This window comes from Rhodospirillaceae bacterium (assembly GCA_016712715.1).
In the GTDB taxonomy this organism is placed as follows: Bacteria; Pseudomonadota; Alphaproteobacteria; order Dongiales; family Dongiaceae; genus Dongia.
In genome coordinates, this window is sequence record JADJQM010000001.1 from 2076999 (window position 1) to 2101621 (window position 24623).

Annotated in this window: 22 protein-coding genes and 2 pseudogenes; 13 read left to right on the top strand and 11 right to left on the bottom strand. The window is 62.1% G+C overall.

Annotated elements, in window-relative coordinates; genetic code table 11:
- Positions 1 to 105: 105 nt before the first annotated feature.
- From iolC to IPK59_10100, 6 genes and pseudogenes are all read left to right on the top strand, one after another.
- Positions 106 to 2064, top strand: a complete 1959-nt coding sequence (gene iolC / locus IPK59_10075; protein MBK8159085.1) for a 5-dehydro-2-deoxygluconokinase — start codon at positions 106 to 108, stop codon at positions 2062 to 2064.
- Positions 2061 to 3894, top strand: a pseudogene (gene iolD / locus IPK59_10080) (3D-(3,5/4)-trihydroxycyclohexane-1,2-dione acylhydrolase (decyclizing)). The gene iolC and the pseudogene iolD overlap by 4 nt, the downstream one beginning before the upstream one ends.
- A 60-nt stretch (positions 3895 to 3954) precedes the next feature.
- Positions 3955 to 4860, top strand: a complete 906-nt coding sequence (iolE, locus tag IPK59_10085) for a myo-inosose-2 dehydratase (GenBank protein MBK8159086.1) — start codon at positions 3955 to 3957, stop codon at positions 4858 to 4860.
- Positions 4861 to 4870: 10 nt separating this feature from the next.
- Positions 4871 to 5725 carry a 5-deoxy-glucuronate isomerase gene (gene iolB, locus IPK59_10090; protein ID MBK8159087.1) on the top strand — a complete coding sequence of 285 codons (855 nt, stop codon included), beginning with the start codon at positions 4871 to 4873 and terminating at the stop codon, positions 5723 to 5725.
- A 136-nt stretch (positions 5726 to 5861) separates the two neighbouring features.
- Positions 5862 to 6628, top strand: a pseudogene (gene tam, locus IPK59_10095) (trans-aconitate 2-methyltransferase).
- A gap of 133 nt (positions 6629 to 6761) precedes the next feature.
- A complete protein-coding gene (locus IPK59_10100) occupies positions 6762 to 8135 on the top strand; it encodes an MmgE/PrpD family protein (GenBank protein MBK8159088.1) in 1374 nt (457 codons plus the stop codon).
- Positions 8136 to 8160: 25 nt separating this feature from the next.
- Here the strand turns inward: IPK59_10100 and IPK59_10105 are convergent, their stop codons facing one another.
- Genes IPK59_10105 through IPK59_10120 form a run of 4 tightly spaced genes read right to left on the bottom strand, consistent with a single transcriptional unit; the run spans position 8161 to position 13111 of the window.
- Positions 8161 to 8910, bottom strand: a complete 750-nt coding sequence (locus IPK59_10105; protein ID MBK8159089.1) for an SDR family oxidoreductase — start codon at positions 8908 to 8910, stop codon at positions 8161 to 8163.
- Positions 8911 to 8912: 2 nt separating this feature from the next.
- On the bottom strand, positions 8913 to 10289 hold the full coding sequence (locus IPK59_10110; protein MBK8159090.1) for an MmgE/PrpD family protein: 1377 nt from the start codon (positions 10287 to 10289) through the stop codon (positions 8913 to 8915).
- On the bottom strand, positions 10286 to 11689 hold the full coding sequence (locus IPK59_10115; protein MBK8159091.1) for an MmgE/PrpD family protein: 1404 nt from the start codon (positions 11687 to 11689) through the stop codon (positions 10286 to 10288). Before IPK59_10115 ends, IPK59_10110 begins: the two co-directional genes overlap by 4 nt.
- Before the next feature lie 51 nt (positions 11690 to 11740).
- Positions 11741 to 13111: an MmgE/PrpD family protein gene (locus IPK59_10120; GenBank protein ID MBK8159092.1), complete on the bottom strand. Its 1371-nt coding sequence runs from the start codon at positions 13109 to 13111 to the stop codon at positions 11741 to 11743.
- Positions 13112 to 13257: 146 nt separating this feature from the next.
- Here IPK59_10120 and IPK59_10125 point away from each other — a divergent pair, with 146 nt between their 5' ends.
- Positions 13258 to 14334 (top strand): ornithine cyclodeaminase family protein, encoded by a 1077-nt coding sequence (locus tag IPK59_10125; protein MBK8159093.1) that lies wholly within the window; start codon positions 13258 to 13260, stop codon positions 14332 to 14334.
- 18 nt (positions 14335 to 14352) lie between these two features.
- On the opposite strand, the gene IPK59_10130 is transcribed toward IPK59_10125, so the two are convergent.
- The 4 genes from IPK59_10130 to IPK59_10145 all read right to left on the bottom strand — a co-directional run bounded on the left by IPK59_10130 (position 14353) and on the right by IPK59_10145 (position 18296).
- A complete protein-coding gene (locus IPK59_10130; protein ID MBK8159094.1) occupies positions 14353 to 15609 on the bottom strand; it encodes an Hsp70 family protein in 1257 nt (418 codons plus the stop codon).
- A 28-nt stretch (positions 15610 to 15637) separates the two neighbouring features.
- Complete coding sequence (locus tag IPK59_10135) at positions 15638 to 16402, bottom strand: sulfite exporter TauE/SafE family protein (protein MBK8159095.1); 765 nt, start codon at positions 16400 to 16402, stop codon at positions 15638 to 15640.
- A 130-nt stretch (positions 16403 to 16532) separates the two neighbouring features.
- Positions 16533 to 16916 (bottom strand): VOC family protein, encoded by a 384-nt coding sequence (locus IPK59_10140; protein MBK8159096.1) that lies wholly within the window; start codon positions 16914 to 16916, stop codon positions 16533 to 16535.
- Positions 16917 to 16967: 51 nt separating this feature from the next.
- Entirely contained in the window at positions 16968 to 18296 is a 1329-nt protein-coding gene (locus IPK59_10145; protein MBK8159097.1) for a tripartite tricarboxylate transporter permease, read from the bottom strand.
- A 431-nt stretch (positions 18297 to 18727) separates the two neighbouring features.
- On the opposite strand from IPK59_10145, the gene IPK59_10150 reads away from it, so the two are divergent.
- The 6 genes from IPK59_10150 to IPK59_10175 all read left to right on the top strand — a co-directional run bounded on the left by IPK59_10150 (position 18728) and on the right by IPK59_10175 (position 22721).
- On the top strand, positions 18728 to 19018 hold the full coding sequence (locus IPK59_10150; protein ID MBK8159098.1) for a DUF3489 domain-containing protein: 291 nt from the start codon (positions 18728 to 18730) through the stop codon (positions 19016 to 19018).
- A gap of 11 nt (positions 19019 to 19029) precedes the next feature.
- Positions 19030 to 19479 (top strand): DUF2924 domain-containing protein, encoded by a 450-nt coding sequence (locus tag IPK59_10155; GenBank protein MBK8159099.1) that lies wholly within the window; start codon positions 19030 to 19032, stop codon positions 19477 to 19479.
- Positions 19472 to 21154, top strand: a complete 1683-nt coding sequence (locus tag IPK59_10160) for a recombinase family protein (protein ID MBK8159100.1) — start codon at positions 19472 to 19474, stop codon at positions 21152 to 21154. Before IPK59_10155 ends, IPK59_10160 begins: the two co-directional genes overlap by 8 nt.
- 524 nt (positions 21155 to 21678) lie before the next feature.
- Entirely contained in the window at positions 21679 to 21873 is a 195-nt protein-coding gene (locus tag IPK59_10165; protein MBK8159101.1) for a type II toxin-antitoxin system HicA family toxin, read from the top strand.
- Between the two features lie 30 nt (positions 21874 to 21903).
- A complete protein-coding gene (locus tag IPK59_10170) occupies positions 21904 to 22284 on the top strand; it encodes a type II toxin-antitoxin system HicB family antitoxin (GenBank protein MBK8159102.1) in 381 nt (126 codons plus the stop codon).
- A 140-nt stretch (positions 22285 to 22424) separates the two neighbouring features.
- Positions 22425 to 22721 (top strand): hypothetical protein, encoded by a 297-nt coding sequence (locus IPK59_10175; protein ID MBK8159103.1) that lies wholly within the window; start codon positions 22425 to 22427, stop codon positions 22719 to 22721.
- Between the two features lie 9 nt (positions 22722 to 22730).
- Here the strand turns inward: IPK59_10175 and IPK59_10180 are convergent, their stop codons facing one another.
- From IPK59_10180 to IPK59_10190, 3 genes are all read right to left on the bottom strand, one after another.
- Positions 22731 to 23390: a hypothetical protein gene (locus IPK59_10180; protein ID MBK8159104.1), complete on the bottom strand. Its 660-nt coding sequence runs from the start codon at positions 23388 to 23390 to the stop codon at positions 22731 to 22733.
- Positions 23391 to 23496: 106 nt separating this feature from the next.
- On the bottom strand, positions 23497 to 23691 hold the full coding sequence (locus IPK59_10185) for a hypothetical protein (protein ID MBK8159105.1): 195 nt from the start codon (positions 23689 to 23691) through the stop codon (positions 23497 to 23499).
- A gap of 30 nt (positions 23692 to 23721) precedes the next feature.
- Positions 23722 to 24564: a DNA adenine methylase gene (locus IPK59_10190; GenBank protein ID MBK8159106.1), complete on the bottom strand. Its 843-nt coding sequence runs from the start codon at positions 24562 to 24564 to the stop codon at positions 23722 to 23724.
- Between the last annotated feature and the right edge of the window lie 59 nt (positions 24565 to 24623).

Here is a 24623-nt window from a genome sequence, read left to right on the forward strand (position 1 = left end):
TGTCCCGCAAGCTTGCGCCGCGCGGCCGCGGGGCGGCAAAGCGGGGCAGTCAACGGCAGGTTTTCGCGCCGCTCCCCTGACCAAGCCGGATGCGACGCGTGCTGCATGAAGTTCCTGTCTGCAGAGCAACGTCAGCTGGACGTCATTACAATCGGCAGATCCTCTGTTGATCTCTACGGCCAGCAGATCGGTGGCCGCCTGGAAGACATGGCGTCCTTCGCCAAATATGTGGGCGGCTGCCCTACCAATATCGCCGTTGGCGCGGCGCGGCTCGGCCTGCGCTCGGCTCTCATCAGCCGGGTCGGCAATGAGCATATGGGACGCTTCATCCTTGAGCAATTGACGGTCGAAGGGGTCGATACGCGCGGCGTGGCGACGGATCCGTCGCGGCTGACCGCGCTGGTCATACTGGGAATCCGCGACAAGACTCAGTTTCCTTTGATTTTCTACCGGGAGAATTGCGCGGACATGGCCCTCGACAGCGCCGACATCGATCCCGCCTTCATCGCTGAATCCCGTGCTGTCCTCGTGACTGGCACGCATTTCTCGCGGCCCAATCTCGCAGCGGCCAGCCGGCGCGCCCTGGAGCTGGCCCGAGCGAACGGCGCCCTTGCGATTCTCGATATCGACTATCGCCCCGTCCTGTGGGGGATTGGCGGGCATGGCAGTGGCGAGGTGCGCTTCGTCGACGATGCCGCTACCAGCGCGCATCTGCAATCCATCCTGCCAGCCTGCGACATCGTGGTGGGAACCGAAGAAGAAATCCATATTGCCGGCGGTTCGACCGATACCCGGGCGGCCTTGCGACGGATCCGGGCCCTGACCGGCGCCTTGATCGTCATGAAACGGGGGCCGCTCGGTTGCGTGGCCTATCCCGATGCCATTCCCGAAGATCTGGAATCGGGCATGGTCGATCGTGGCTTTCCGGTCGAGGTTTATAACGTCCTTGGTGCCGGCGACGGTTTCATGAGCGGGCTGCTGCGTGGCCTGCTCGGGGGAGAGGCGCTTCCGACCGCCTTGCGGATGGCCAATGCCTGTGGCGCCCTGGTCGTCTCGCGGCACGGCTGCGCGCCAGCCAGTCCGACCTGGCGCGAGTTGCGTCATTTCCTAGATCATCCCAGTTCTACGCCGGCGCTGCGTCACGATCCGGTCCTCAACGACCTGCATTGGACAACCACCCGCCGACGGGCATTGCCCGAGATATGCGCCCTGGCCTTCGACCACCGGGTCCAACTGGAACGCCTGGCCGATCAGGTGGGCGCACCACATACCCGCATCCCGGTCCTCAAGCGCCTGATCTATGACGGTGCGGCAAAGGCATTCGGCGCCGATCCCGCCTTTGGCATCATCCTGGATGGCCGATTTGGCAGCGATGTCCTTGCCTATGCCACAGGTCGGGGGCATTGGATTGCCCGGCCGGTGGAACTGCCGGAGCAGATCCCGCTGATGTTCGAGGGTGGCCGGGACATCGGCAGCATCCTGCGGGAATGGCCGCTGGAACACACGGTCAAATGCCTCGTCTACCAGAAGCCGGACGATTCGACCGCGATCTGGGGGCCGCAGGAAGATCGCCTGCTGGCGCTGTTCGAGGCCTGCCGTCAGAGCGGCCATGAATTGCTGCTGGAGATCATCCCGGACAAGGCACGACCGGGTGACGGCGCCATGGTCGCCGCCATGATCCAGCGCTACTATGACCGCGGATTGCGGCCGGATTGGTGGAAGCTGGCGGCGCCCGACGATTCAGCCGGTTGGGCCGCCATCAGCGATGTCGTGCGCCGTTGCGATCCGGATTGCCGTGGGGTGCTGCTGTTGGGGCTGGATGCGCCGGAACCCAATCTGGTCCGCACCCTGGAGATTGCGGCGCTGCAACCGATCTGCCGCGGATTTGCGATCGGCCGCTCGGTCTTCTCGCAGCCAGCGGAATTGTGGTTGCGGGGCGACCTCAGCGATGGCGGATTCGTCGATGAAGTTGCCGTTCGGTATCGCCGTTTGATTGATGTCTGGCGCAGCGCCCGCAGAAACAGCGCCGCTGCCACGCCGCTAGCAGGAAACGAAACATCATGACCACGCTCAATTTGACGATGGCTCAGGCGCTGCTGCGCTACCTGCGCGCCCAGATGGTCGAGATCGACGGCACGGAAATGCCGATCTTGGCGGGCATGTTCGCCATCTTCGGCCATGGCAATGTGGCCGGGCTGGGTGAGGCGTTGGGTGCGGTCGCCGACGAATTCCCCACCTATCGCGCCCAGAACGAGCAGAGTATGGCGCATGCGGCAATCGCTTTCGCCAAGGCCCACAACCGCCGCCGCATTCTGGCCTGCACGACCTCGGTGGGGCCTGGCGCCACCAACATGGTGACCGCGGCGGCCGTTGCCCATGTCAACCGCCTGCCGCTCCTTCTCCTGCCTGGCGATGTGTTCGCGAACCGGCGCCCGGACCCGGTCCTGCAGCAGATCGAAAGCTTCAGCGACCCCACCATCAGCGCCAATGATTGCTTCAAGCCGGTGTCGCGCTATTGGGACAGGATCACGCGGCCGGAGCAGTTGCTTGCCAGCCTGCCGCAGGCGATGCGCGTCCTCACTGACCCGGTCGATTGCGGCCCGGTGGTCTTGTGCCTGCCGCAGGACGTGCAGACCGAAGCTTTCGATTTTCCCGCCGCCTTCTTTGCCCGGCGCCTCCATCATTGGCGTCGGCCGGCCGCGGATGCCGGTGAGTTGGCCCGCGCGATCGCGGTCCTGCGGGCGGCCAAGGCACCCTTGATCATTGCCGGCGGCGGAGTCAAATACAGCGAAGCAGGAGCGGCCTTGCGGCAATTCGCTGAGGCTCATGACCTGCCGGTCGCGGAAACCCAGGCGGGCAAGGGCGTCCTGCCCTGGGATCATCCGGCGCAGATGGGCGGTGTCGGCGTGACCGGCTCCGAAGCAGCCAATACCCTCGCCCGCGAAGCCGATTGCCTTCTTGCCATCGGCACGCGCCTGCAGGATTTCACCACCGGTTCGCATGCCCTGTTCGGGCCGCGGGCGCAGCTGATCCAACTCAACACGGCCCCCTTCGACGCTGTGAAACAGAATGCGCTGCCCCCTGGTGGCGGATGCACGCGCGGGGCTGGAAGCACTGGCAAGTAGCCTCGGCGGCTGGCGGGCACCGGCGAATTGGTCGGTACGTGCTGGTGAGCTCGCCAAGGCCTGGACGGGCGCCGTGGATCGCCGCACAGCGCCACCTGTCGGCAGCCAAGCCGGCGACAACACCTTGCCCAGCGATGCCCAGGTGCTTGGCGCCGTCAATCGGTCGGCCGGACCGAAGGATGTGCTGGTCAACGCTGCCGGGGGCCTGCCGGGAGAACTCCACAAGCTGTGGCGCGCCCATGAACCGGTCGGCTATCACCTGGAATATGGCTATTCCTGCATGGGATACGAGATCGCCGGCGGCCTTGGCGTCAAACTGGCCCTGCCGGATAGACGTGTGATCGTCATGGTCGGCGACGGCAGCTACCTGATGATGAACTCCGAGATCGTGAGTTCGGTCATGCTCGGCGCCAAGCTCGACATCATCGTGCTCGACAATCGTGGCTATGGCTGCATCAACCGCTTGCAGCAGGCCTGTGGCGGCGCGCCGTTCAACAATCTTTTCGAAGACGTTCGCCAGGTGACCGATGTGCCGATCGACTTTGCCGCCCATGCGCGCGCCATGGGTGCCATTGCCGAGAAAGTCGCGACCATCGCCGAATTGGAGGCAGCTCTTGCCCGGGCCAAGGCGCAGGACCGCACCAGCGTCATCGTGATCGACACCGACCCCCTCAATTCCACCAGCGAGGGCGGTACCTGGTGGGACGTCCCGATCGCCGAAGTATCGACGCGGCCACAGGTTTCCGCTGCCCGTTCCGCCTACGACAAGGCCCCTGTCTCGTCGCGACCACCCCTGATTTTGTTCAAACAGATCAACGGAAGAAACCACATGAGCGTCACTCTCGGCATCAACCCCATCGGCTGGACCAATGATTGCATGGCCTGGCTGGGCGACCTTATCCCGCTCGACGTGCTGTTGCGGGAAGCGCGCGCGACGGGGTTCAGCGGCGTGGAACTGGGCAGGAAATATCCGCGCCAACCCAAGAAATTGAAGGCGTTGCTTGACCGCCACGACCTCAAGCTCGTTTCCGGTTGGTATTCTGCGCGCCTGCTGGAGCGCGATACCAAGGCGGAGATCGCCGCTATGGCCGATCATCTCGCCCTGATGAAAGGTTGCGGGGCCAAGGTGATGGTCTTTGCCGAGACGACCGGCGACATCGTGCTCAATGTCGCAGCCGGATTCTCGCAGCGGCCGAAAGTTGCCAATGCCGCGCAATGGAAGACCCTGGGCCGACGGATGACCGAGGTTGCCGACTACATGCTGGGTCAAGGCGTGCAGATGGCGGTGCATCATCATATGGGAACGCCGATCGAAAGCGCCGAGGATGTCAACCGCCTGATGGAAAATACCGGTCCGGCTGTCGGCCTGCTGCTCGACACCGGGCATATGACCGTCGCGGGCGGAGACCCCGTCGCGGTCGCCCGCAAGCATGCCGCCCGCATCGTCCACGTGCATTGCAAGGACATCCGCCGCTATGCCCTTGAGGCCTGCCGTCGGCGCGACACCAGCTTCTCGGAGGCGGTTCTCTGCGGGCTGTTCACGGCACCCGGCGACGGCATTGTCGACTATGCCAAGATCTTCGCCATTCTGGCCAAGGCCAATTACAAAGGTTGGCTGGTGCAGGAGGCGGAACAGGATCCGCGCATTGCCAATCCCAAGATCTATGCCGAGCTGGGCAACGCCCATTTGCGCAAGCTCGCCCAAGCTGCCAAGCTGCGCGTCAGTGACAGTTGAGAGGTCGACCATGGCATCGATCGGCACTCCTGGTTTCGCCCGCGATCTGCTCGTCAAGGCCAAGGCGCCGGACGCCAGCGGCCGGGTCCATCATATTACACCGGAGATAGCTCATTGGCGCCATGTCGGCTTCGATCTTTATCGGTTGCACGATGGCCAGCAGGTCGCCATTCCAGGCGATGGGCGCGAGCGATGCCTGGTGCTGGTCGGCGGCCATGCTGACATAGCGGCTGGTGGTGAAAGGTTCGCGCATATCGGCGAACGATCCACGCCTTTCGAAGGCAAGGCACCCTATGCGGTCTACGTGCCCGCCGGCGTTGCGTCTTCGGTAACGGCGATCGGCGAGCTTGAACTGGCCGTCTGTTCGGCGCCCGGCCAAGCCCAGGATGTGACCGGCGGCCAATCCGGCGTGCGGCTCATCCGGCCGGAGGACGTCGGCTATGAAGAGCGCGGCAGGGGCAGCAATATCCGCCATGTCTATAATATCCTGCCGGAATCGGCCGTGGCGGACAGTCTTCTGGTGGTCGAAGTGGTGACTCCGGGTGGCAATTGGTCCTCCTATCCGCCGCATAAGCATGACACGGCGACGCCGCCCCAGGAGACGCAGCTGGAGGAGACATATTATCATCGCCTCAACCCGCCTCAGGGGTTTGCCTTTCAGCGTGTCTATACCGACGACCGCAGCATCGATCAGACCATGGCGGTCGAGAATCGCGATCTGGTGCTGGTTCCAAGGGGGTACCACCCCGTCGGCGCGCCACATGGTTACGACCTCTACTACCTTAATGTGATGGCAGGTCCGGAGCGCCGTTGGTGCTTCAAGAACGATCCACAGCATGAATGGATGCTGCAGCGACCCAAGTGACTTTGCCTGGCGCGATGCTGTGATGCGCCACGAAACTTCAAACCCGGAGAGATCATCAACATCGCCCGAATACACCCGGAGCGCATTGATCGTTCGTGCTATATACATTTCTTCCTGACTATCAGAGGAAATGCCAATGAGTTGGTCCGCCGCGCAGTACAGCAAATTCGAAGACGAACGCAACCGCCCGATCCGGGATCTGCTGGCACAGATACCAACCACCAAGGTGGCGATGGCGGCGGATATCGGCTGCGGCCCGGGGAATTCGACCGAGCTTCTGCAACAGCGCTTTCCGGACGCAACTGTCATCGGCATGGACAGTTCCGCCGACATGATCGACGCGGCGCGGAAGCGCTTGCCCAACCTCCAATTCGAAATCGGCGACATCGCGCAATGGCGCAACCGCGGACCCTTTGACGTGATCCTCGCCAATGCCGCCCTGCAATGGGTCCCGGACCATGCCGCCCTCCTGCCGGCATTGCTCGGCAAGCTGCCGATGGCGGCAGTATGGCCGTGCAGATTCCCGACAATCTCGACGAACCGGCCCATCGCCTGATGCGCGAGACCGCGGCGGATGGCCCCTGGTCCGGCAAGCTGGTCGCGGCGCCACGGGCGAACATCCGTCAGAATGCCGATTGGTATTTCCGCGCCTTGCGTGCTGCCGGGGCGAAGGTGGATGTCTGGCGGACAACCTATCATCATCCGCTCGCCGGCGGTGCCGGCGCCGTCGTTGAATGGTTCAAGGGTACCGGCCTGCGACCCTTCATCCAACCTCTGAACGACGATGAGCGCGCGGCCTTCCTGGAGCGCTATCAAGCTGCCATTGCCCTGGCCTATCCGGCCATGCCTGACGGCACCGTGCTCCTGCCCTTCCCGCGGCTTTTCTTCGTCGCAACGCGGTGACCGCTTGGGTTGCCCTCCGATGCTTGCTACATTTGTAGCTGCGACAGGTGAATTCTGATTCCACGTGATTGGCCGGGGCTTTCACATCAGGCCCCCGTGCCGCCGCGAATCCTTTTTGGGGAACCCACGACACATGGATCACGCCAATTCGAAGACAAACCCGGCTGCGCCTATCCTGGCAGATTTTGCCGCTGGCCTGCGCGACGAGGATATTCCGGTCCAGGTACTGGAACGAGCCCAGCAATGCCTCGTCGACGCCATCGCCTGCGCCATGTTCGGTCAGTCGCTGCCGTGGTCGAAGATCCTCCTGGCGCAGACCGGGCTTGATGAGAAGGCGGGCTTCTTGCCCCTCGCAACATCGACAAGCCTGACGGCGATCCGCGAGGCCGCTTTGGCCTGGGGCGCCCAATCGCATGCCTTCGAATTGGACAGCCTGGTTCAGCCAAGTGTCGGCGTTCATCCGGGCGCCACCGTGGCCCTTCCCGCTTTGGCCGTGGCGCAAGCCTGCCACGCGTCAGGGCGCGATCTGCTCAGATCCATCGTCGCAGGTTTCGAGGTGATGCACCGCGTCGGCACGGCAACGCTGCATTCGCCGGAAAAGCGCGGCTTTCACGCACCCGGCATTGTCGGCCCGTTCGGCGCGGCCATTGCAATCGGCGTCCTCATGGGTCTGGATTCCGGCCACCTCACCCAGGCGATGGGGATCGCCGGGTCACTCGGCGCCGGCCTCCTCGCCTTCAGCAAGGCTGGCAGCGGCGGCATGGTGAAGCGGTTGCATATGGGCCGCGCCGCGGAATCCGGCATCCTCGCCGCCCAGCTCGCGGCCGGCGGCTATGAAGGTCCGGACACGGTGCTCGACGGTGCGTTCGGCGTGCTGGAAGCCTATTGTAACGACCATGACGCAGCCTTGCTGACGGCGGGTCTTGGGTCAAGCTGGCAGACCAGCAGCCTCGCCATCAAGAGCTTCGCCTGCCACATCACCGCCCATATCCCTGTGCACATGCTGCGCTCGTTGATGGCGCGACATGGCTTCACCGGACATGATATCGCAGCCCTGAACCTGCATGTGTCAGACAAGGTGTTGTCGCACCACACAGCGCGGCAGCCGGGCGACATCATGCAGGTCCAGTACAGCGTTCCCTATGTGGTGGCGGTCGCGGCATACCGGGATCCGGCGGATCCAGCGAGCTTCCGGTCAGATGTAATTTCCGACGACAACATCAAACGCCTGGCTGAGCTGATCGTACTGGAACCTTTGCGCGACATCAGCGGGAGGCGGGGGCCGACCGAACTGAAGATCACGCTCCGGGACGGCCGGCAATTGGAAGATGCCGCCACCAGCTTTCTGGGTTGCCCAGACCAGCCACTCAGCTCTGATCAACTGCGTGCCAAATTCCTGGTGCTGACGAAAGACCGTATTGCCGAGCCGGAGCGCTTGTTCGACAGTCTCATGGCGATCAGCAACAATCCCGATGTGAGCTCTCTCTGGACATCCGGGCTACGCTGAAACGAACCAGCATCGCCCTCGTCGCTCAGGGCATCACGGCGCCGCCACTCACATGCAGCGATTGGCCGGTGATGTAGCGGGCCCGCGGACCGCACAGAAAGCGCACCATGGCGGCCACTTCAGCGGGTGTGCCGGAGCGGCCCAGCAAGCGTACGCGCTCACCATGATGCTGCGGGTTGACCGCGCTGTGCTGACCGCGCTCGGTTTCAATGAGGCCCGGCACCACGCAATTCGCCGTGATGTTGTCGACGGCAAGATCCTGGGCCAGGGCCTTGGTGAACCCAGCGATCGCGGCCTTGCCCGTCACCACATGGATACGTTGTTTGGCGCCGGTATGGCCGGTCAGCCCGCCGATATTGACGATAGTGCCGCCACCGCGTGACCGCATCGACGGCACACAGGCCTGGCTGCACAGGAAGGCGCCATCGAGCATGATCGACAGTACCTCGCGCCATTCGGCGAGAGTGACACTTTCCAGGACGCCCTCTTTTCTTACCGCCGCATTGTTCACCAGGATGTCGATGCCGCCGAAGGCAGCAACGCCGTCCCTCAACATTTTCGCGACCGCGACCGGATCCGTCACATCCGCCTGCGCCAACAGTGCCTTGCCGCCCGCCGCCTTGATCTGGTCGACGGTCTCCTGGGCAAAATCCAGGGAGGCACGTGTGTTGACGATGACGCTCGCCCCGGCTTCAGCCAAGGCGACGCTGATGGCGCGCCCGATATTCCGCGCCGCCCCCGTCACCAATGCGACTTTTCCATCCAGTTCAGCCATGGTCAGCCACCTCCGACCTTTGCTAGTTCAGCCAGGTTGCGTTGCTGCGGCAGGGAAGCCGCGAAATCCAGCAGTGCCTGCGCCCGGATGGCCGACCAGCCACCGAACAACGCATTCCTGGTGAACTTGTTCTCCAACTCGGCGCGCGACAGGGGGTCACGGCTGCCACCGCGCAGATGCGGCTGATTGAGTTCGATCACCTCGCCATTGTGCAGGGTCGCCCGCAGATGGCCGGTGTAGTTCTTCGGATACTCGTTCTTGGGATCGATTTCGAAGTCGATCTTCGCGGACAGCTTCAGCACCTCGGCATCCTTGATCTTCTCTTCGGTAAACTGCGCCAGGCCAGCATCGCCTTCCAGGAAGGCCACGGCCATGCAATAGGGCGTGCTGAACTTCGCCGCATAGGCGGTCGGGGGATTCTGCTTCAGCGGCAGCGGCTCCCACAGTCGATGGACGGTACCTTCGCCAACAGCGCAAGTCACCCTGGCGATCGCATCCGCCTCAATGCCGCGCTTGCGCAACGCCAGGGCGCAATCGATATAAGGTTGCACCATGGTGCCACAGGCATAGGGTTTGAAGGCGAGCTTGCTGCCGACCCAGTTCTTGCCGAGGCCGTCGAGCAGCAGGGAAAAATCGGGCTTGATCGATGGTGCGAAGGCGGAGAAGAAGCCATGCGTGCCTTCGAACACCGTGACAGGTCCGGTGAAGCCTGCGCCACCCAGGGCTGCCGCGCGCAAGCCGGATTGCGCAGCCCAGCCAGCATGCAGCCGCTTGGTCGAAGAGCCATCCGCGAGATATTCGATGATTCCCGAGGCCAGGCTACCAGCCACACCGAGGCTATTGATGATCGCCGGCGCCTTCAGGCCGGTGACGATGGCCGCCGCTACCGTCGAAGCAAAGGTGCCGAGGACCGCAGTCGGGTGGAAGCCTGCCTGATGGACCGATTTATCAGCAATCAGGCCGAGACGGCACATGACTTCGATGCCGGCGGCAACGGCGAGCAAGGTGCGCGCGCCGTCTAGCTTGTACTTCTCGGCCAGCGCCAGCACGGCCGGCACAACGACCGCGCCGGAATGGACCGGGCATCCTTCGAAGGTATTGTCGAAATCCTCGCCATGCGCCGCCGTGCCATTGATCAGCGCCGCGGCATAGGGCGAGCGGCGCACCGCATGGGCGATCACCGTGCAATCACCCGGATCATCGCTGGCTACCATGGTGGCCTGGGTGTAGTCGGCTCCCCGGGCAGCGACGCACAGGCCCAGCACGTCGATGATCGTCTCGAGGGCGGCGCGCTCCATGGCGGCATCGAGATGATCCGGAGTCAGCTGTGCGACCCAATCGGCGAGATGTCCGGAAACGGATATCATGGACTTGGTCATGGCTGGATCAATCCTGCAAGCTTCGCCGCGTCATCGAGTTTTTCAACGCCCCACGCGCCCGCGATCAACGCCTCGCGCCGCGTGGTGTCGAGCAGACCAGCGGTGCAGGCCGCAACCTTCGCCTCCAGATCCTTGTCCGTCATCGGATTGTCCGGCCCGCCGCGATAGCGCTCGTTGGCCAGTTCAACCAGCCTGGTGCCATCCCTGAGGGTCATCTCGATACGCGAGCGGATAATATCCGAACCCTTGGCCTCGATCTCAGGATCGAGATGCGTCTTGATGCGCTGCTGCATGTCCTGGGTGGCCGCGTCCTGGATAAAGGCATTGGTGAATTCCTGGCGGCCGGCCTGGCGGCGCAGCACGATCATGGCCAGCAGCCCGGCCATGCTGAACTTTGCCTGCAGGTGGTTCTTTGCGATCGGATAGCGGATCGGGTTGAGAATGTTCGAGCCGGCATAAAAATCGATCCGCTCGACCTTGGTCGGGTCGACATTGTGGGTCGTCACCAGTTTCAGCATCGCGTCCATCGACTGATGCGTCACAATTCCGCTGGGATACGGCTTGATACTGACGCCGGGATCGACGATCGACCAGGTATTACCAAAGCCCTGGGCGAGCTTTGCTTCAGTGGCACCGCCACCCTGCACCATCATGAATCCCCAGCGTCCATCGAGCGCCTCCGGATCGGCGGTAAAGCCGCGCGCTGCCAGCAAGGCTGCGGTGATGCCGTTCTCGGAAGCGCGGCCGACATGCAGGGGTTTGGTCATCGTGCCGAAATTGCAGCGGATACCGGCGGCAAGGCTGGCCGCTATGCCGATGGCGTGGGCGAGCTTCTCACCCTTGAGCCCCAGCAACTTGGCTGCCACCGTTACGGCGCCGAAGGTGCCGACCGTGCCGCTGGAATGCAGGCCACGCTTGTAATGGTCTGGCAGCATCCATTCCGAAATCTTCGATTCCACTTCCACGCCGGTGATAAAAGCACTGACGAAGTCGCGGCCCGAGATTCCACCCAGTTTCTGGCTCATGACCATGGCCGCAGTCAAAGGCGGGATGGTGGGATGCGTCAACAGGCCATAGACATGGGCGGGATCGCGTGACACCTGGGTATCATCCCAATCATGGGCGTGACCTGCTGTTCCCAGCACGCGCCCAGCCAGCGCAGCCGGGACCTTCACCTTGCCGCCGCCCAGCAACAGCGCATCGGGACGACCGCCCACATCGCGCGCATCCTCGATCAGGACCTGAACGGATTCCTCGTCGCTCCCGGCAACATACAGCGCCAAGCCGTCCAGAATGCAACGGCGCGCGATCCGCACGGCTTCCGCCGGCAGTCGGTCGAAGGTGCTGGCCTCGATGAAAGCGCAGGCGGCCCGGGTCACTGTGGTGGGGATAAAAGTCATGATTCTATGTATTCCTTGGTTCACGGCGTTCTAAGAAAGAGGATGGGTCCGTCAGATACGATGGTCCTTGAATGCCGCCAGAGACTCCCGGTCAGCGATCGTCAGGCAGAAGTCGAGCAGCCGGTCGGCATGGCTTTCCTGCCAGCCGCCATAAAGCGCATTGCGATGGAATTTCCGGACCAGTTCGTCGCGACTGAGCGGCTCGCGTCTGCCACCCCGCATATGCGGCTGACGCAGTTCGATAATCTGGCCATCGCGCATCGTCACGCGGATATGGCCTGAATAGTTGACCGGATACTCGTTGTCGGGGTCGATCACATAGCTGATACGCCGTGCCAGGCTCAAGATTCGAGGATTCTTCGCCTTTGCATCGGTGAACTGCTCCAAACCCGCGGCCTGATCGAAGAAGCCCACCGCCATGCAGAACGGCATACTGAACTTCGCCGCATAGCCGGTTGGTGGTTGATGCTTTGAGGCCAGCGGTTCCCAAAGACGGTCGACCAAGCCTTCGCCGGTTTCGCACGCGATATCGATGATGTCATCCGCGTTGACACCCTGCTGCGCCAGGCAGATCATGCAGTCGATGAAAGGGTGGATCATGGTGCCGCAGGCATAAGGCTTGAAGGCGATGTCTTCCATCAACCATTCTCTGCCCAGCCCCTCGGTCAAATAGGAGAAACGCGGTTGCATGCTGGGCGCGAAGGCGCGGAAGAAGCCGTGCGGACCCTCAAGCACGGTACGCGGGCCGTTAAAGCCGGCGCGCGCCATCACCGCCGCGCGCAAGCCGGATTGCGCCGCCCAGCCCGGATGCAGTCTCTTGGTCCAGGACCCATCGGTGAGATATTCGAGAAGACCCGATGAAAGGCTGCCGGCGATGCCAAGCGCGTTGACCATCTGCGCGCGGTCGAGGCCGAGCGTGATGCCGGCGCCCACTGTGGCGCCGATGGCACCGATGACACCGACCGGGTGAAAGCAGGCCTTGTGGATGGCGCCTGGCGCCACATGATTCATGCGGCAGATCATCTCCAGACCGAAGATGATGCCGCGCAGGGTTTCGGCACCGGATCTTCCGTAGCGTTCCGCCGCCGCAAGCGCCGCGGGAATCACCATGGCGCCGACGCGAATGGGCGCCCCCTCCAAGGTATCGTCGAAATCCTCGCCATGCGTGCCGGTGCCGTTGATGAGCGCCGCATCCGCCGCCCGCAGCGGCCGCGCATGGCCGATCGCCGTGCAATCGCCCACGTCGTCGCAGCTGCGCAGCAAGGCCTGCATATAATCCGTCTGGCGCGCCGACAGGCAATTCCCGGCCATATCGAGGAGATCGTTGACGGCCACGTCCTTTGCCTTCTGCGGCAGATGCGCAAACGACAGATCCAGCATGCGATCGACCAGGACTTCGGTCAGGCTGGCGCCGTCAGCCATCGGCTCGACGTGATGGACGGTCGTGCTCAAGATATCACCGGCTTTCTGAATTCGTCAGTTGCAGCGACGAGATGATGTTGCCCGAGTTGATCGTCGGATATAGTCGCCGGGCATTCTTCAATCATCCGGCATGGGGAACCGATAGCTTGACCCTTCTCATCAGCAATGAGGACGCACAGGTTCTGCTCGATATGCGGGATTGTGTTTCGATTCTCGACCAGACCTACGCCGCCGCGCATGCCGGCAGCGCCATCAATGGCCGCCGCTCCGACATGGTCGGACCGGGCGTCGGCCCCGACCGCGCCTATGTCCTGAAGATGATGGGAGCCATCCAACCAGACCTCAATGTCGGCGCCATCCGCATCAATTCCGATATCTTCAGCTGGGAATCGGATGGCGCGCAGCGCCGCCGCGTCAAAATTCCCGCCGCCCCCGGCAATCGCTGGGTCGGCCTCGTGCTGCTGTTCAGCATGGCAACCGGCGAACCGCTGGCGATCTTCCCGGATGGTGTCGTGCAGCGCATGCGCGTCGGCGCCACGAGTGGCATCGCAGTCCAGCGCCTGGCGCGGCTCGATGCCACCGAACTCGCCATTCTCGGCACCGGCTGGCAGGCCGAGGCACAGGTGCTGGCGGCCGCCGCCGTTCGTCCGCTGCGCGAAATCCGCTGCTTCAGCCCAAATGCCGAACGATGCGCGGCGTTTGCTGCCAGGATGGAAAGCCAGCTCGACATTCCCAGCCGCGCCACCGCAACGCCGGAAGCAGCTGTCCTCGGCGCCGATATCGTGCTTTGCGCAACCAACAGCAGCAGCCATGTGCTTCACGAGGACTGGCTGGCGCCGGGTATGCATATCGGCAGCATCCGCGACCGCGAGATTGCGCCGGCGGCGATCGCCCGCGCCGATCTCGTCGTGGTGCATGACCGGGACAATCTCACCGGCCAGCATGTCGAGATCGCCCAGGGCGCGGTGTTCGAGGAGAAGCGCAAGGAGTTGGGACAGGATCCGCGGACAAGCCGACTTGTCGCGGCGCCCTCGCTGGCAGAATTGGTGGGCGGCGATGTCCCAGGGCGCAGATCCGCCGATGATATTACCTGTTTCCTCAATTATCATGGCATCGGCCTGCAATTCGCGGCCCTCGGCGCGCTCCTCCATCGCAAGGCGGTCGAGAAGGGCCGCGGCCATCATCTGCCCACGGAATGGTTCACGGAGGATGTGCACCCCTGATCCCGCCCTCATGAACCGCTAGCCTCCGAACTTCCGGGCGGCATCCATGGCCAGCCCCAGACCGACACTGCCGAAGAGATCCCCCGTCACTGGAAGCGCATTCGGGAGATGCGCCAGGATCTGTCGCCGGATTTCGGGTACGGCAGTCGACCCGCCCGTCAGAAATACCGACTGGATATCTGCCCCCTTCACGCCGGCCGCGGCGAAGCACAGGTCGATCGCGCGCACGATCCGGACCGCATCATCATAGACCGCATGGTCGAGATCACCCTGATGAAGCACCGTGTCGACCGGCGGCGTGAGCGGAATGTGCAAGCTCACCTCCGGGCTTTCCGACAAGGCGATCTTAGCTGCCTCGACCTCGGCGGCAATCCGATGGCCCTGACGTTCGATGAAAACCCTGATCAACCGTTCGACCAGCGCCGGTTGATCGACCTGCGAGAGGATAGAGCGCAGGTAGTTGATGTTCTGCGGCGTGTACAAAGTGGGGATGCGGTGCCAGGTCGCCAGATCATGGAACAGATGGCTTGGCATCGGCAGCTTCTTCGGTCCGATGAGGGCATCATAGCCGAGGAACGGCATGACATGGTTGATGCTGAGGCGCCGGTCAAAATCGGTGCCGCCGATATGGACACCGCTCCGCCCCAGGATGTCCTGCGACCGATCATGACGCCGCGCGCCATCGGGCGACAGGCGCGCCACCGCGAAATCCGAGGTGCCGCCGCCAAGATCGACGATCAGGGCCAGTTCTTCGCGCTGCAGGGATTGCTCATAGGCGAGTGCCGCCGCCACCGGCTCGAACTGCATTTCAACATGGACAAAGCCCTGCGCCCGAGCGATGCCGATCAGCTCGGCTTCGGCCCGCTGGTCAGCGGCATCATCATCATCGACGAAGCGCACGGGACGCCCCAGCACAACATGCTCGACGGTACCGCCCAGCTTGCGTTCCGCCAGCTGCTTGAGGTGCCGCATGAACATGCCGATGACATCCCGCATCGCGACGCGCTTGCGCTGGATCAATGTCGTGTCGTCGATCAGTGACGAACCCAGCACGCTCTTGAGTGCGCGCATCAGGCGGCCCTCGGTCGCCTCGATATAGGCGGTGATGCCGTCACGGCCGAAGCGCACCTTATGGTCTTCATAGTCGAAGAAGATCGCGCTGGGCAGCGTGACGCTGTCCCCTTCCAGCGGACAAAGCTCAAAGCCGTTGCCGATGGCGAGGCCAACGGTCGAATTTGATGTGCCAAAATCGAGGCCGCAATAATGTCGTTGCATCAGAATCCAGACTGAATGGAAGTGGGCCTTATCGAATGGCATCCCATACAGGACGCCACAACAGGGAGAGACCGCCAAAGAAGACGATCACCTCCATGATCCGCGCATGCAGCCGCAGCGATGTCCGCTGCAGGATCCAGCGCGCGAGGTAATTGCCGGGAACTGTGCACAGGCCAATCAGCACAGCGGTCGCGAGGAGGCCCAGCGTGAGATTGCCGAGGCCGCCAAACACAATGGCCTTGGTGAAATTGACCGAGATCGAGATCGATGCGTCCGTGGCCAGGAAAGCCGGACCGGCCAGTCCCGCCCCCAGCAGCACCGGGATCATCAGCATGCCAGCGCCTGGTGTCGTGCCGGAGACGACACCGACGCAACCGCCGGCGACCGAGAGCCCCAATCGCCCCAGCTGCATCCGGCGTCGCGCCAGGAACCGACCGAGCGGGATAGAGGCGATGAGAAATGTACCCAGCACCAGCGCAATCGTATCGTGCTGCAGGCTGAGATAGATCGTCATGCCGATGATCACCGCAGGTATCATTGTGGCGAGGACCGCCAGCGTCAGCGTCCGATCGAGATAGCGACGATAGAGCCAGAATCGGTGCAGATTGGTAATCAGCATGGCAATGCTCAGCACCGGTACCACGTTCTGCACCCCAAGAATGGGCGCCAGGATCGGCGGCAGGAGCAGCCCGCCGCCGAAACCGGTCATGCCGCTGCAGGTGCCAGCCACAAATGCCGCCAAGGCAGCAATCAGCAGGTCCAGTTCGGTGACATGTTGAAGCGCAAAATTCATCCTGCCGTTCCTGAAAGAATGAACTCCACACCGCCTTTCTGCTATTGGCGTCAGAACTCATCCAGTAATACCTCACGCAGCGGCGATGGCAATTGCGGGTGCCTTCGATCTCCGGCCACCCGCATGCCATTCAGGCCTTCGTCGCGTAACGGTCTTCCAACACGACCTCGGCCAGCGTCCCGTCGGGCGCACGGAACTTCAAGGCGCCCTTGCCGAGATGCGGGAACACCTCACCGCCATAGGCTCTGATCTTCTCGGCAGCGGCATCCTGGTCGTCGACCGAAATACCCCAATGGTGGATCCGCGGACCGGGTCCCGCTAGTTGGGCTTCATCGGGATTTTCGTCATCATAGACCATCAGGGCGATATCAATGTGCCCGTCGGTCAAATGGCGCGAGATGTGGCCGCGGCTTCGCCCAGTCTTGGTTTCCTTGAAACCGAAGACCTCGGTATAGAATTTCGTCGCCGCTTCCAGATCGAGGACCTTGATGGCGATGTGGACGACGCGTGACATGATGACCTCCAGTCGTAAGAAACTATCGAAGGAACGTTGGCTATCAGACCGTCAAGGCTGGAAGGCCCGGTCCTCTTTCTCCCGCTCGCGACGGATCATGTACCAGTTGCGCGCCAGCGAGATAACAATGAACAGCACGGCAACGCCCAGCATGCCGGCGGAAATGGGATCGCGGACAAAGATCGCATAGTCGCCATTCGACACCAGCAACGACCGACGGAACGACGATTCGATCAGATAACCGAGGATGGTGCCTAACACCAGTGGCAGGAACGGGAAGCGGAAGTGCTTCAAGCCGTAGCCGAGTATGCCGGCCCCGAGCGCGATCGCGATATCGAAGGCATCGTTGTTGACCGAATAAACGCCGGTGAAGATGAGCGCGTAGATGCCGGCCGTCAGGACAGGTTTTGGTTGCCCGACCAGCCACAGACACGGCGTCATGATTAGGATGCCGAGGAGCAGCAGCGTGACATTGGCGATCAGCAGGCCGCCATAGAGGCCATAAATGAAGTCCGGATGCTGCTGGAACAGCATCGGCCCCGGAACCAGCCCGTGCATCATCACGCCGCCAAGCAGGATGGCTGTCGAGTTCGACCCGGGAATGCCGAAACTCAGGGTCGGGATCAGCGCAGTAAGGGCGACCACGTTATTGGCCGTTTCCGGTGCCGCGACGCCTTCCGGCGAACCCTTGCCGAATTCCTCCGGATGCTTAGACCAGCGACGCGCCTCGTTATAGGACATGAAGGCGGCGATCGTGCCGCCGGCGCCCGGCATTACGCCTTCAAACGCGCCAATACCAGATCCGAGGGTTGTTGCCGGCCAAAGGCGCTTCCACATCGCCCAGTTGGGCAGCTTGATGCGGATACGGGTATCCGGTTTTTCCCAGTCGTCCTCGCTGGCCTGCATGTAGAGTTCACTGAGGGCATAGACGCCGATCATTATCAGGAGATAGGGAACGCCATCGAGCAGTTCGGGTCGTCCGAAAGTGAAGCGGTTGACACCGGAGAACGGGTCGGTGCCGATCGTGGCAATCATGAGGCCGATGACGGCCGCCATGAAGCCCTTGACCATCGAGCCTTCCGTGAGCGTAGCAATGACGCTGATACCCAGGATGCCGAGCGCAAAATAGGCGGGTGGCGTGAACATCAAAGCTACACGGGCCAGCGGCTCGGTGAGGAGCACCAGAAGCACCCAGCCGAACAGCCCACCTACGACGCCGCAGGCGAGCGAAATTCCCAGCGCTTCACCAGCCCTGCCCTGCTTCTTCATGGCATATCCGTCGAGTACCGTCGCCGCCGCGGAGTTCGTACCCGGCGTGTTGATGAGGATGATACAACTTAAACAGGATAATTGGCGAGTCTTCTCACTGTTGCAAGCCAATCAAATTTTCTCGGCGATCTGGTATATCATCGGCTAGAAAAGCGAGATCAGGCGGAGAGAGTTAGGGTTTCGCCATCAGGACACGACAAGAGCCTCCCACCCTCACTCGCTCTGCAAATTACGACAAGATCCCAGCAAGCGCTCTTTCCCCGCACCCCCGTTCACGCCGAAGGGCAAACTCCAATAACGGCCCTTGCTAACTCACTAATACTTTTTCGATCCTGTGAGCCGCATCCCTGAGCGCTGTATAACGTGCAGACGGATCAGTGAGCTCCAGTGCCTTTCAATCTGGCCTGGACTTCCCTTGCAAAGGAAGCATTGCTGTCCACGACGAACGGCGCTCTTGACGACCCGTAGTCCAGCCCGCACCGCGGGCTTTGGGTGATGGGGAGGCTCAATTTTGGGCCCCTCATGACCAGGAGATCACCACCATGGCTAAAGCCACCAAGAAAACCTCCACTAACAAATCCGCCGCAAGGCCGAAGCCTGCTCAGAAGGCTGGCAAACAACCCACCAAGGCTCACCCCGACAAAAAGTCAGCCCAGGTCCTGCAGCTATTGCGCCGGCCGCAAGGCGCCACGATCAGCGAACTCTCCATCGCCACCACCTGGCAGCCCCACAGCGTCCGCGGGTTCCTCTCCGGCACGGTCAAGAAACGCTACGGCCTCAAACTGACCGGCGAGGTTGTCGACGGTACTCGACATTACCGGGTGCCGGCCTGAGGCCGATCACCATGAGTTCGCTCGACCAGCAACTCCTGGCACTTGAGGATCTGGAGATTGCAACCCTCCGCCAACGATGGCGTGAGTTCTACCCTGGCCAAGCACCAGGCCTCATGAGCCGCGAGCTGCTCCGCTTGGCGATCGGCTATAAACTTCAAGAACAGGTGTTCGGCGGCCTCGGCCGCCGAACACAACTTGGCCTCGCTGCTTTCAAGAGCGAATCAAAGAAGGGTCGGACCAGCGTCACCCCGGTTCCTAAGTCCGGCACCAAGTTCATCCGCCAGTGGCAAGGAACCGTCCATGAAGTCCTGACCCTGGAGAACGGTCAGTTGGCCTACCGGGGCAAGACGTATAAGAGCCTGACCCTTATCGCCAAGCTCATCACCGGCACCCACCAATCCGGCCCTCGCTTCTTCGGTCTCCGGAAGCCCAGTGATGCACGGGCGCCGGACCATGGCTGATCGCCCGCGCCGCTGCGCCATCTACACCCGGAAGTCGTCCGATGAAGGTCTGGACCAGGCCTTCAATTCACTGGACGCCCAGCGGGATGCCTGTGCCGCCTATATCACCAGCCAAAAGCATGAAGGCTGGAACCCCCTCGAGACGCGCTATGACGATGGCGGCTTCTCCGGTGGGTCTTTGGAGCGCCCTGCCCTCCAGGCCCTGCTGACCGATATCGCCAATGGCGCCATCGATATCATCGTCGTCTACAAGATCGACCGCCTGACCCGGTCCCTGGCCGACTTCGCCAAACTGACGGAGACCCTGGACAAGCATGGGGTCTCCTTCGTGGCCGTGACGCAGCAGTTCAATACCTCCACCTCGATGGGCCGGCTCACACTTAATGTCCTGCTCTCCTTTGCCCAGTTCGAACGGGAAGTGGCCGGGGAGCGCATCCGGGACAAGATCGCCGCTTCCAAGCGCCGGGGCATGTGGATGGGTGGAAGACCACCCATCGGCTACGACGTCAAAGACCGGAAGCTGGTCGTCAACGAAGCTGAGGCCGAGACCGTCCGGCATATCTACCGCCGATATCTGGAACTCAGATCCCTTAATCATCTGCAAACCGACCTCAAACAGGCCGGCATCCGGTCAAAGGTCCATATCGGGACAGACGGTCGACCATTTGGCGGCTGTGTCATCGGCCGGGGTGCCCTGGGTTACATCCTGACAGGTCAGGTCTACCGGGGCATTGTCTTGTTCAAAGGGGAGCTCTATCCCGGTGAACACCCTAGGATCGTGCCGGAGGATCTGTTCCAGGAAGTACAGGCGGCCCTCAATGCCCAGGGACCTGGGGAGGCTGCCCGCACTAAGCGGCCCTCAACCTCTTTGCTCAAAGGCCTGGTCTTTGATGAAGACGGCATCCCGCTCCAGGTGAGCCACACCAATAAGAAGGGTCGGAAATACCGCTATTATGTCTCGGCGACCAAGATGCGGGGGCCAACCCAAGCTCAAGACGGGTTCCGGATTCCAGCATCGGATCTGGAGAAGGTCGTCGTTCAGTCCCTCGCCCGCCATCTACGGGATCAGCATTGGCTGGACCAAACATTTAAAGGCCATGTCGACGTCACGAGGTTCCAGCGCCTCACCTCATTAGCCAGCAACCTCGCCAATATCATCGAGGAGGAACTGGCCCAGAGTACAGGCCTTATTCCCATCATCATCGATCGCATCGTGGTGGCGAAGAAGACTATCGCGATCAAAGTCGAACCAGCTCGCCTCGCATCACTCTTGCTCGGCAAAGCGAGTGACGCCGAACAGTTTAAGCAACTGATCGAGATCAAGGTGTTCGGTCAATTCGTCCGATGTGGTAAGGAAGTCCGGCTCGTGATCGGCCATGACGATGCAAAAGATGCCAAGGTCGACAGCCGCCTGGTGCGAGAGCTTGTTCAGGCGCGTCAGTGGTTCGATGATCTCGCCAACCGACGCGTTGCCAGCATCGCCGACCTCGCACGAATTTCTGATGTCAGCGCGCCCTATATCAGCAAGAAGATCTCACTCGCGTTCCTGGCGCCGGACATCGCAAAGATGATCGTCACCGGTACCCAGCCGATGCGGTTGACGCCTGAAGCGTTGAAGCGGGCTTGCCCGCTGCCAATATCTTGGGATGAACAGCGAGCGCTACTGATCATCTAGCCGGCGCGCGTTTCTTCATCGCGTCGACTTGAGCCCGCGCCCTCACTCCGAACATTCTCGCCAAGCGGGTCTTATGTCGCGTGACGAGAGCACGCCTTTGCTCATGATTTGCCGCCATCCAGCCCACCAGCCGTAACCGGATCTTTGGCATTCAGAGACGAGAAAGCCACGAAGCGCTGAAAGCCTGCCTTTCTCGAGATCTCTGTTATGCGGGGCATTGACCTCCCGGCTAACCCCCGGAAGCACGTCACAATTCCTGATTGTATCTCTTGAGATATACACTCGCAGAGAGTGTGGCTGGGGGACTAGGATTCGAACCTAGACTGGCGGAGTCAGAGTCCCTCGCGCCCCTTTGTTTTCATTATCATATTTTACAAACGCGGTACTAAACCGCCCATTACATATCAATAGGTTACGGAACATATGCAAACCGCGAGGCGCACGCCGTTCGCGAAAAAAGTGCCAGCCGCCCCTGAAACCGCCCCACAAGTATATAAATAAGTATATACAAGAGGGGAGCGGAAATGACCAAGATTTACTCCAGCCGGGAACTGATCAAGCTGCTGACCGCCGATGGCTGGCAGCACGTTCGGACCACCGGGGACCATCATCATTTCCAGCACCCTACCAAGGTCGGTACCGTTACAGTGCCGCACCCGAAAAAGACGCTGAAACGTGGCACTCAGAATGCCATCCTAAAGGCGGCGGGGCTGAAATAGGCCCCCGCCAGAAAGAGGGAATGAGAGAAGATGCACTATCTGGCAATCCTGATCCCCGAGGACGAAGGCGGCTATTCGGTCCTCTTCCCCGATTTCCCCGGCTGCGCCACCCAGGGCGAGAGCCAGGCTGAAGCCCTCGCGGCCGCCACCGAGGCCCTCTCCGGTCATATCGCCGCCATGCGCGAAAGCGGCGCCAACGTGCCGGCCCCGCGCGAGCTGGAGGCCGTGCGCGCCGATCGCGCCTGGGCCGAGGAGAACGAGGTGGACTGGACTCGAGTCATTAGCGCGCTGACGCCCGTGCGCCCGCCCCTCGGTCATCCCGAGAAAGTCATGGTGAGCCTGGACAGCAATTTCCTCCGCAGCATCGACAGCTATGCCGAAGCAAGGGCCTCACCCGCAGCGGCGCGCTGACGGCCGGCGGCGAAATGCTGATGGCGAGCGATCCGGTACCGGTGCGCAATAAGCGGCCGGTGAAGCGGACGGCATAAGAGATGAATCGGAACCGGGCCGAATCTGTGCTTTGCCTGGGCGGACCAGCGGACGGCACCTATGTGCCGGTTTTCGACGGCACCAAGTCATACAGCCACGTGCCGCAGCCAAAATGGCCGGCGCTGTGGCATCCGTGGCTCCGGACACCGGAAGAAGATGATCCGTCACGCCCGAATCCGCCGGCACGTTTCGAGTATTTCCGCGCGGAAATGAAGGATGGAGGTGGGATGAATCGGTCGCTTTTCGTCCCGTCCGGCTGGAGCGATATCGACATCGTGACATACTGCCAGGAGCGCGGATTCATGACGCCGCAGGGCGCCTGGGTATGGCCCCAGGCGACTGCCGGTCAAAAAAATTAAGGCCTTGGCCTACCATTTGATGGTTGGCACCACCCATTCGTAATACTTGCGGATGAAAAAGGCGCGAACCCGTTGGGGGAATGTTGCCCTCGGCCAGATGGCCTCGATGCAATCCGTCATCACGACGACGTCTTCATACTGATCCACACGACCAGCAAATAACACCCGATCCTCCGTTTTGGTAACGGGGCAGGAAGGGTCGAGAACGGTTATCGCATCAAGCTGAATCGAGCGCCACTCGACCGCATCAATATCTCGATACTGGGCACTGTTGAGTAGTCGCCCCTTTGCGGATACCAGCCCCTGCGCGGCACGTTCATTGAATTCCATAACCGCCGGCAGAGAGATCATCCAGGTCGCGCGGGAAGCTCCCTTCGTGGCCCACCAGCGCGATTTGGATGCGATGTAGTCAATCACGTCGCGGACAGGCACGAACGGCGTTTTTGGAGGCCGGTGCCTTGCCGTCCAGATCCAGAGAACGACAAGGGCCGCACCCAGCAGGAGGGCGAAGATCCGCAACCCTACCTGAGCGACGGCCGGGAAAGACGGCCCAAGGATGTAGCCAACTATCGCGTCCATCAGGCCGACCGCGACCAGGACGGACAAAAGGACGCCAGCCACCAGCTTCCCGAAGAAACCGCCAAAGAAGGAAAAAAGAAATGCTCTCATATGCCGATGGTAGCGGATGACGTCACCGGCCGTCGAGACAACAAAAAAAAGGCCCGCTCCGGGGATACCGGAGCGGGCCTTTCCATATGCTCAATAGATCAGCGCGTCAGGCGCTTTCGTGAAGGATCGCGACGGCCGTGTTAATCGCGCTGAATCGCTCCTTCTGACCGTCCGGCCGGCGGCCGTGAACGGTCTCCAGCGAGACATTGCAATATTCCTCGGTCGGGTGGATCTCGGTGATGACCGCCGGAATCAGGACGCGATCGCCCTTCTTCAGCGGTGTGCCGTTCTTGTCGTGCATCGCTTTCTCCTTTGCTGGTTGAAATGGCCGTCAGCCGAAAAGCGGCCCGGCCGAGCCCTCTGCTCGATCGCGGACGATGAGCTCGTGAGCCTCAATGCCGGCGCCCGATTTGGAGCCGGCGGTGAAGGTGTGGGTGCGTTCCTCGATATGGAAGCCGGCGAAGATCTGGCGCGTCTCCGGCGTGTCGTTGATGCTGAGGACGAAGCGGCCCTCGATGCCGGCGAGACGCCGCGCCAGGGCCGTGAAGTCCGCCCGCGAGAAGATGCCGGCGCCGTAATCCCCCTCCCCGCCCCAATAGGGCGGATCGAGGTAGAAGAGCGTCTCCGGCCGGTCGTAGCGATCGAGCACCTCGGGCCAGGGCAGGCACTCGATAATGACGCCATCGAGCCGGCGGTGCAGCGCGTCGAGCTGGCGCTGGATCTGCTGCAGGCGGAGCCGGCTGCCAGATCCCAGATCGACGCCGAAGCTGGGGTTGCGCGTCCGGCCGCCGAAGGCCAGGCGCTGGAGATAAAGGAAGCGTGCCGCCCGCTCGATGTCGGTCAGCACGTCCGGCGGCGTCCGTTTGAGCTGGTCGAACATCTCCCGGCTGGAGAGCGTCCAGCGGCCGAAGGAATCCCCCAGGGCGGCCGGGTGCCGCTGCGCCACCCTATATAAGGTGACGAGGTCGCGGTTGATGTCGTTGATGACCTCGGCCGGGGCGGCATGGCTTCGCCGGAGGAAGACCCCGCCCATGCCCATGAACGGCTCGACATAGGTGCGGTGCGGTATACCGGCGATGATGCTGGCAAGATGCAAGGCGAGGTGACGTTTCCCGCCCAGCCACGGCGCGATCGGTTCCACGGCCGTCACCGGCCGGTGATTATATGACTCCATTCTTGTTCTGCTTTCGGATACTAAGGCCCCGCCCCTGCAGGGGTGGCGGGGATGGCCGC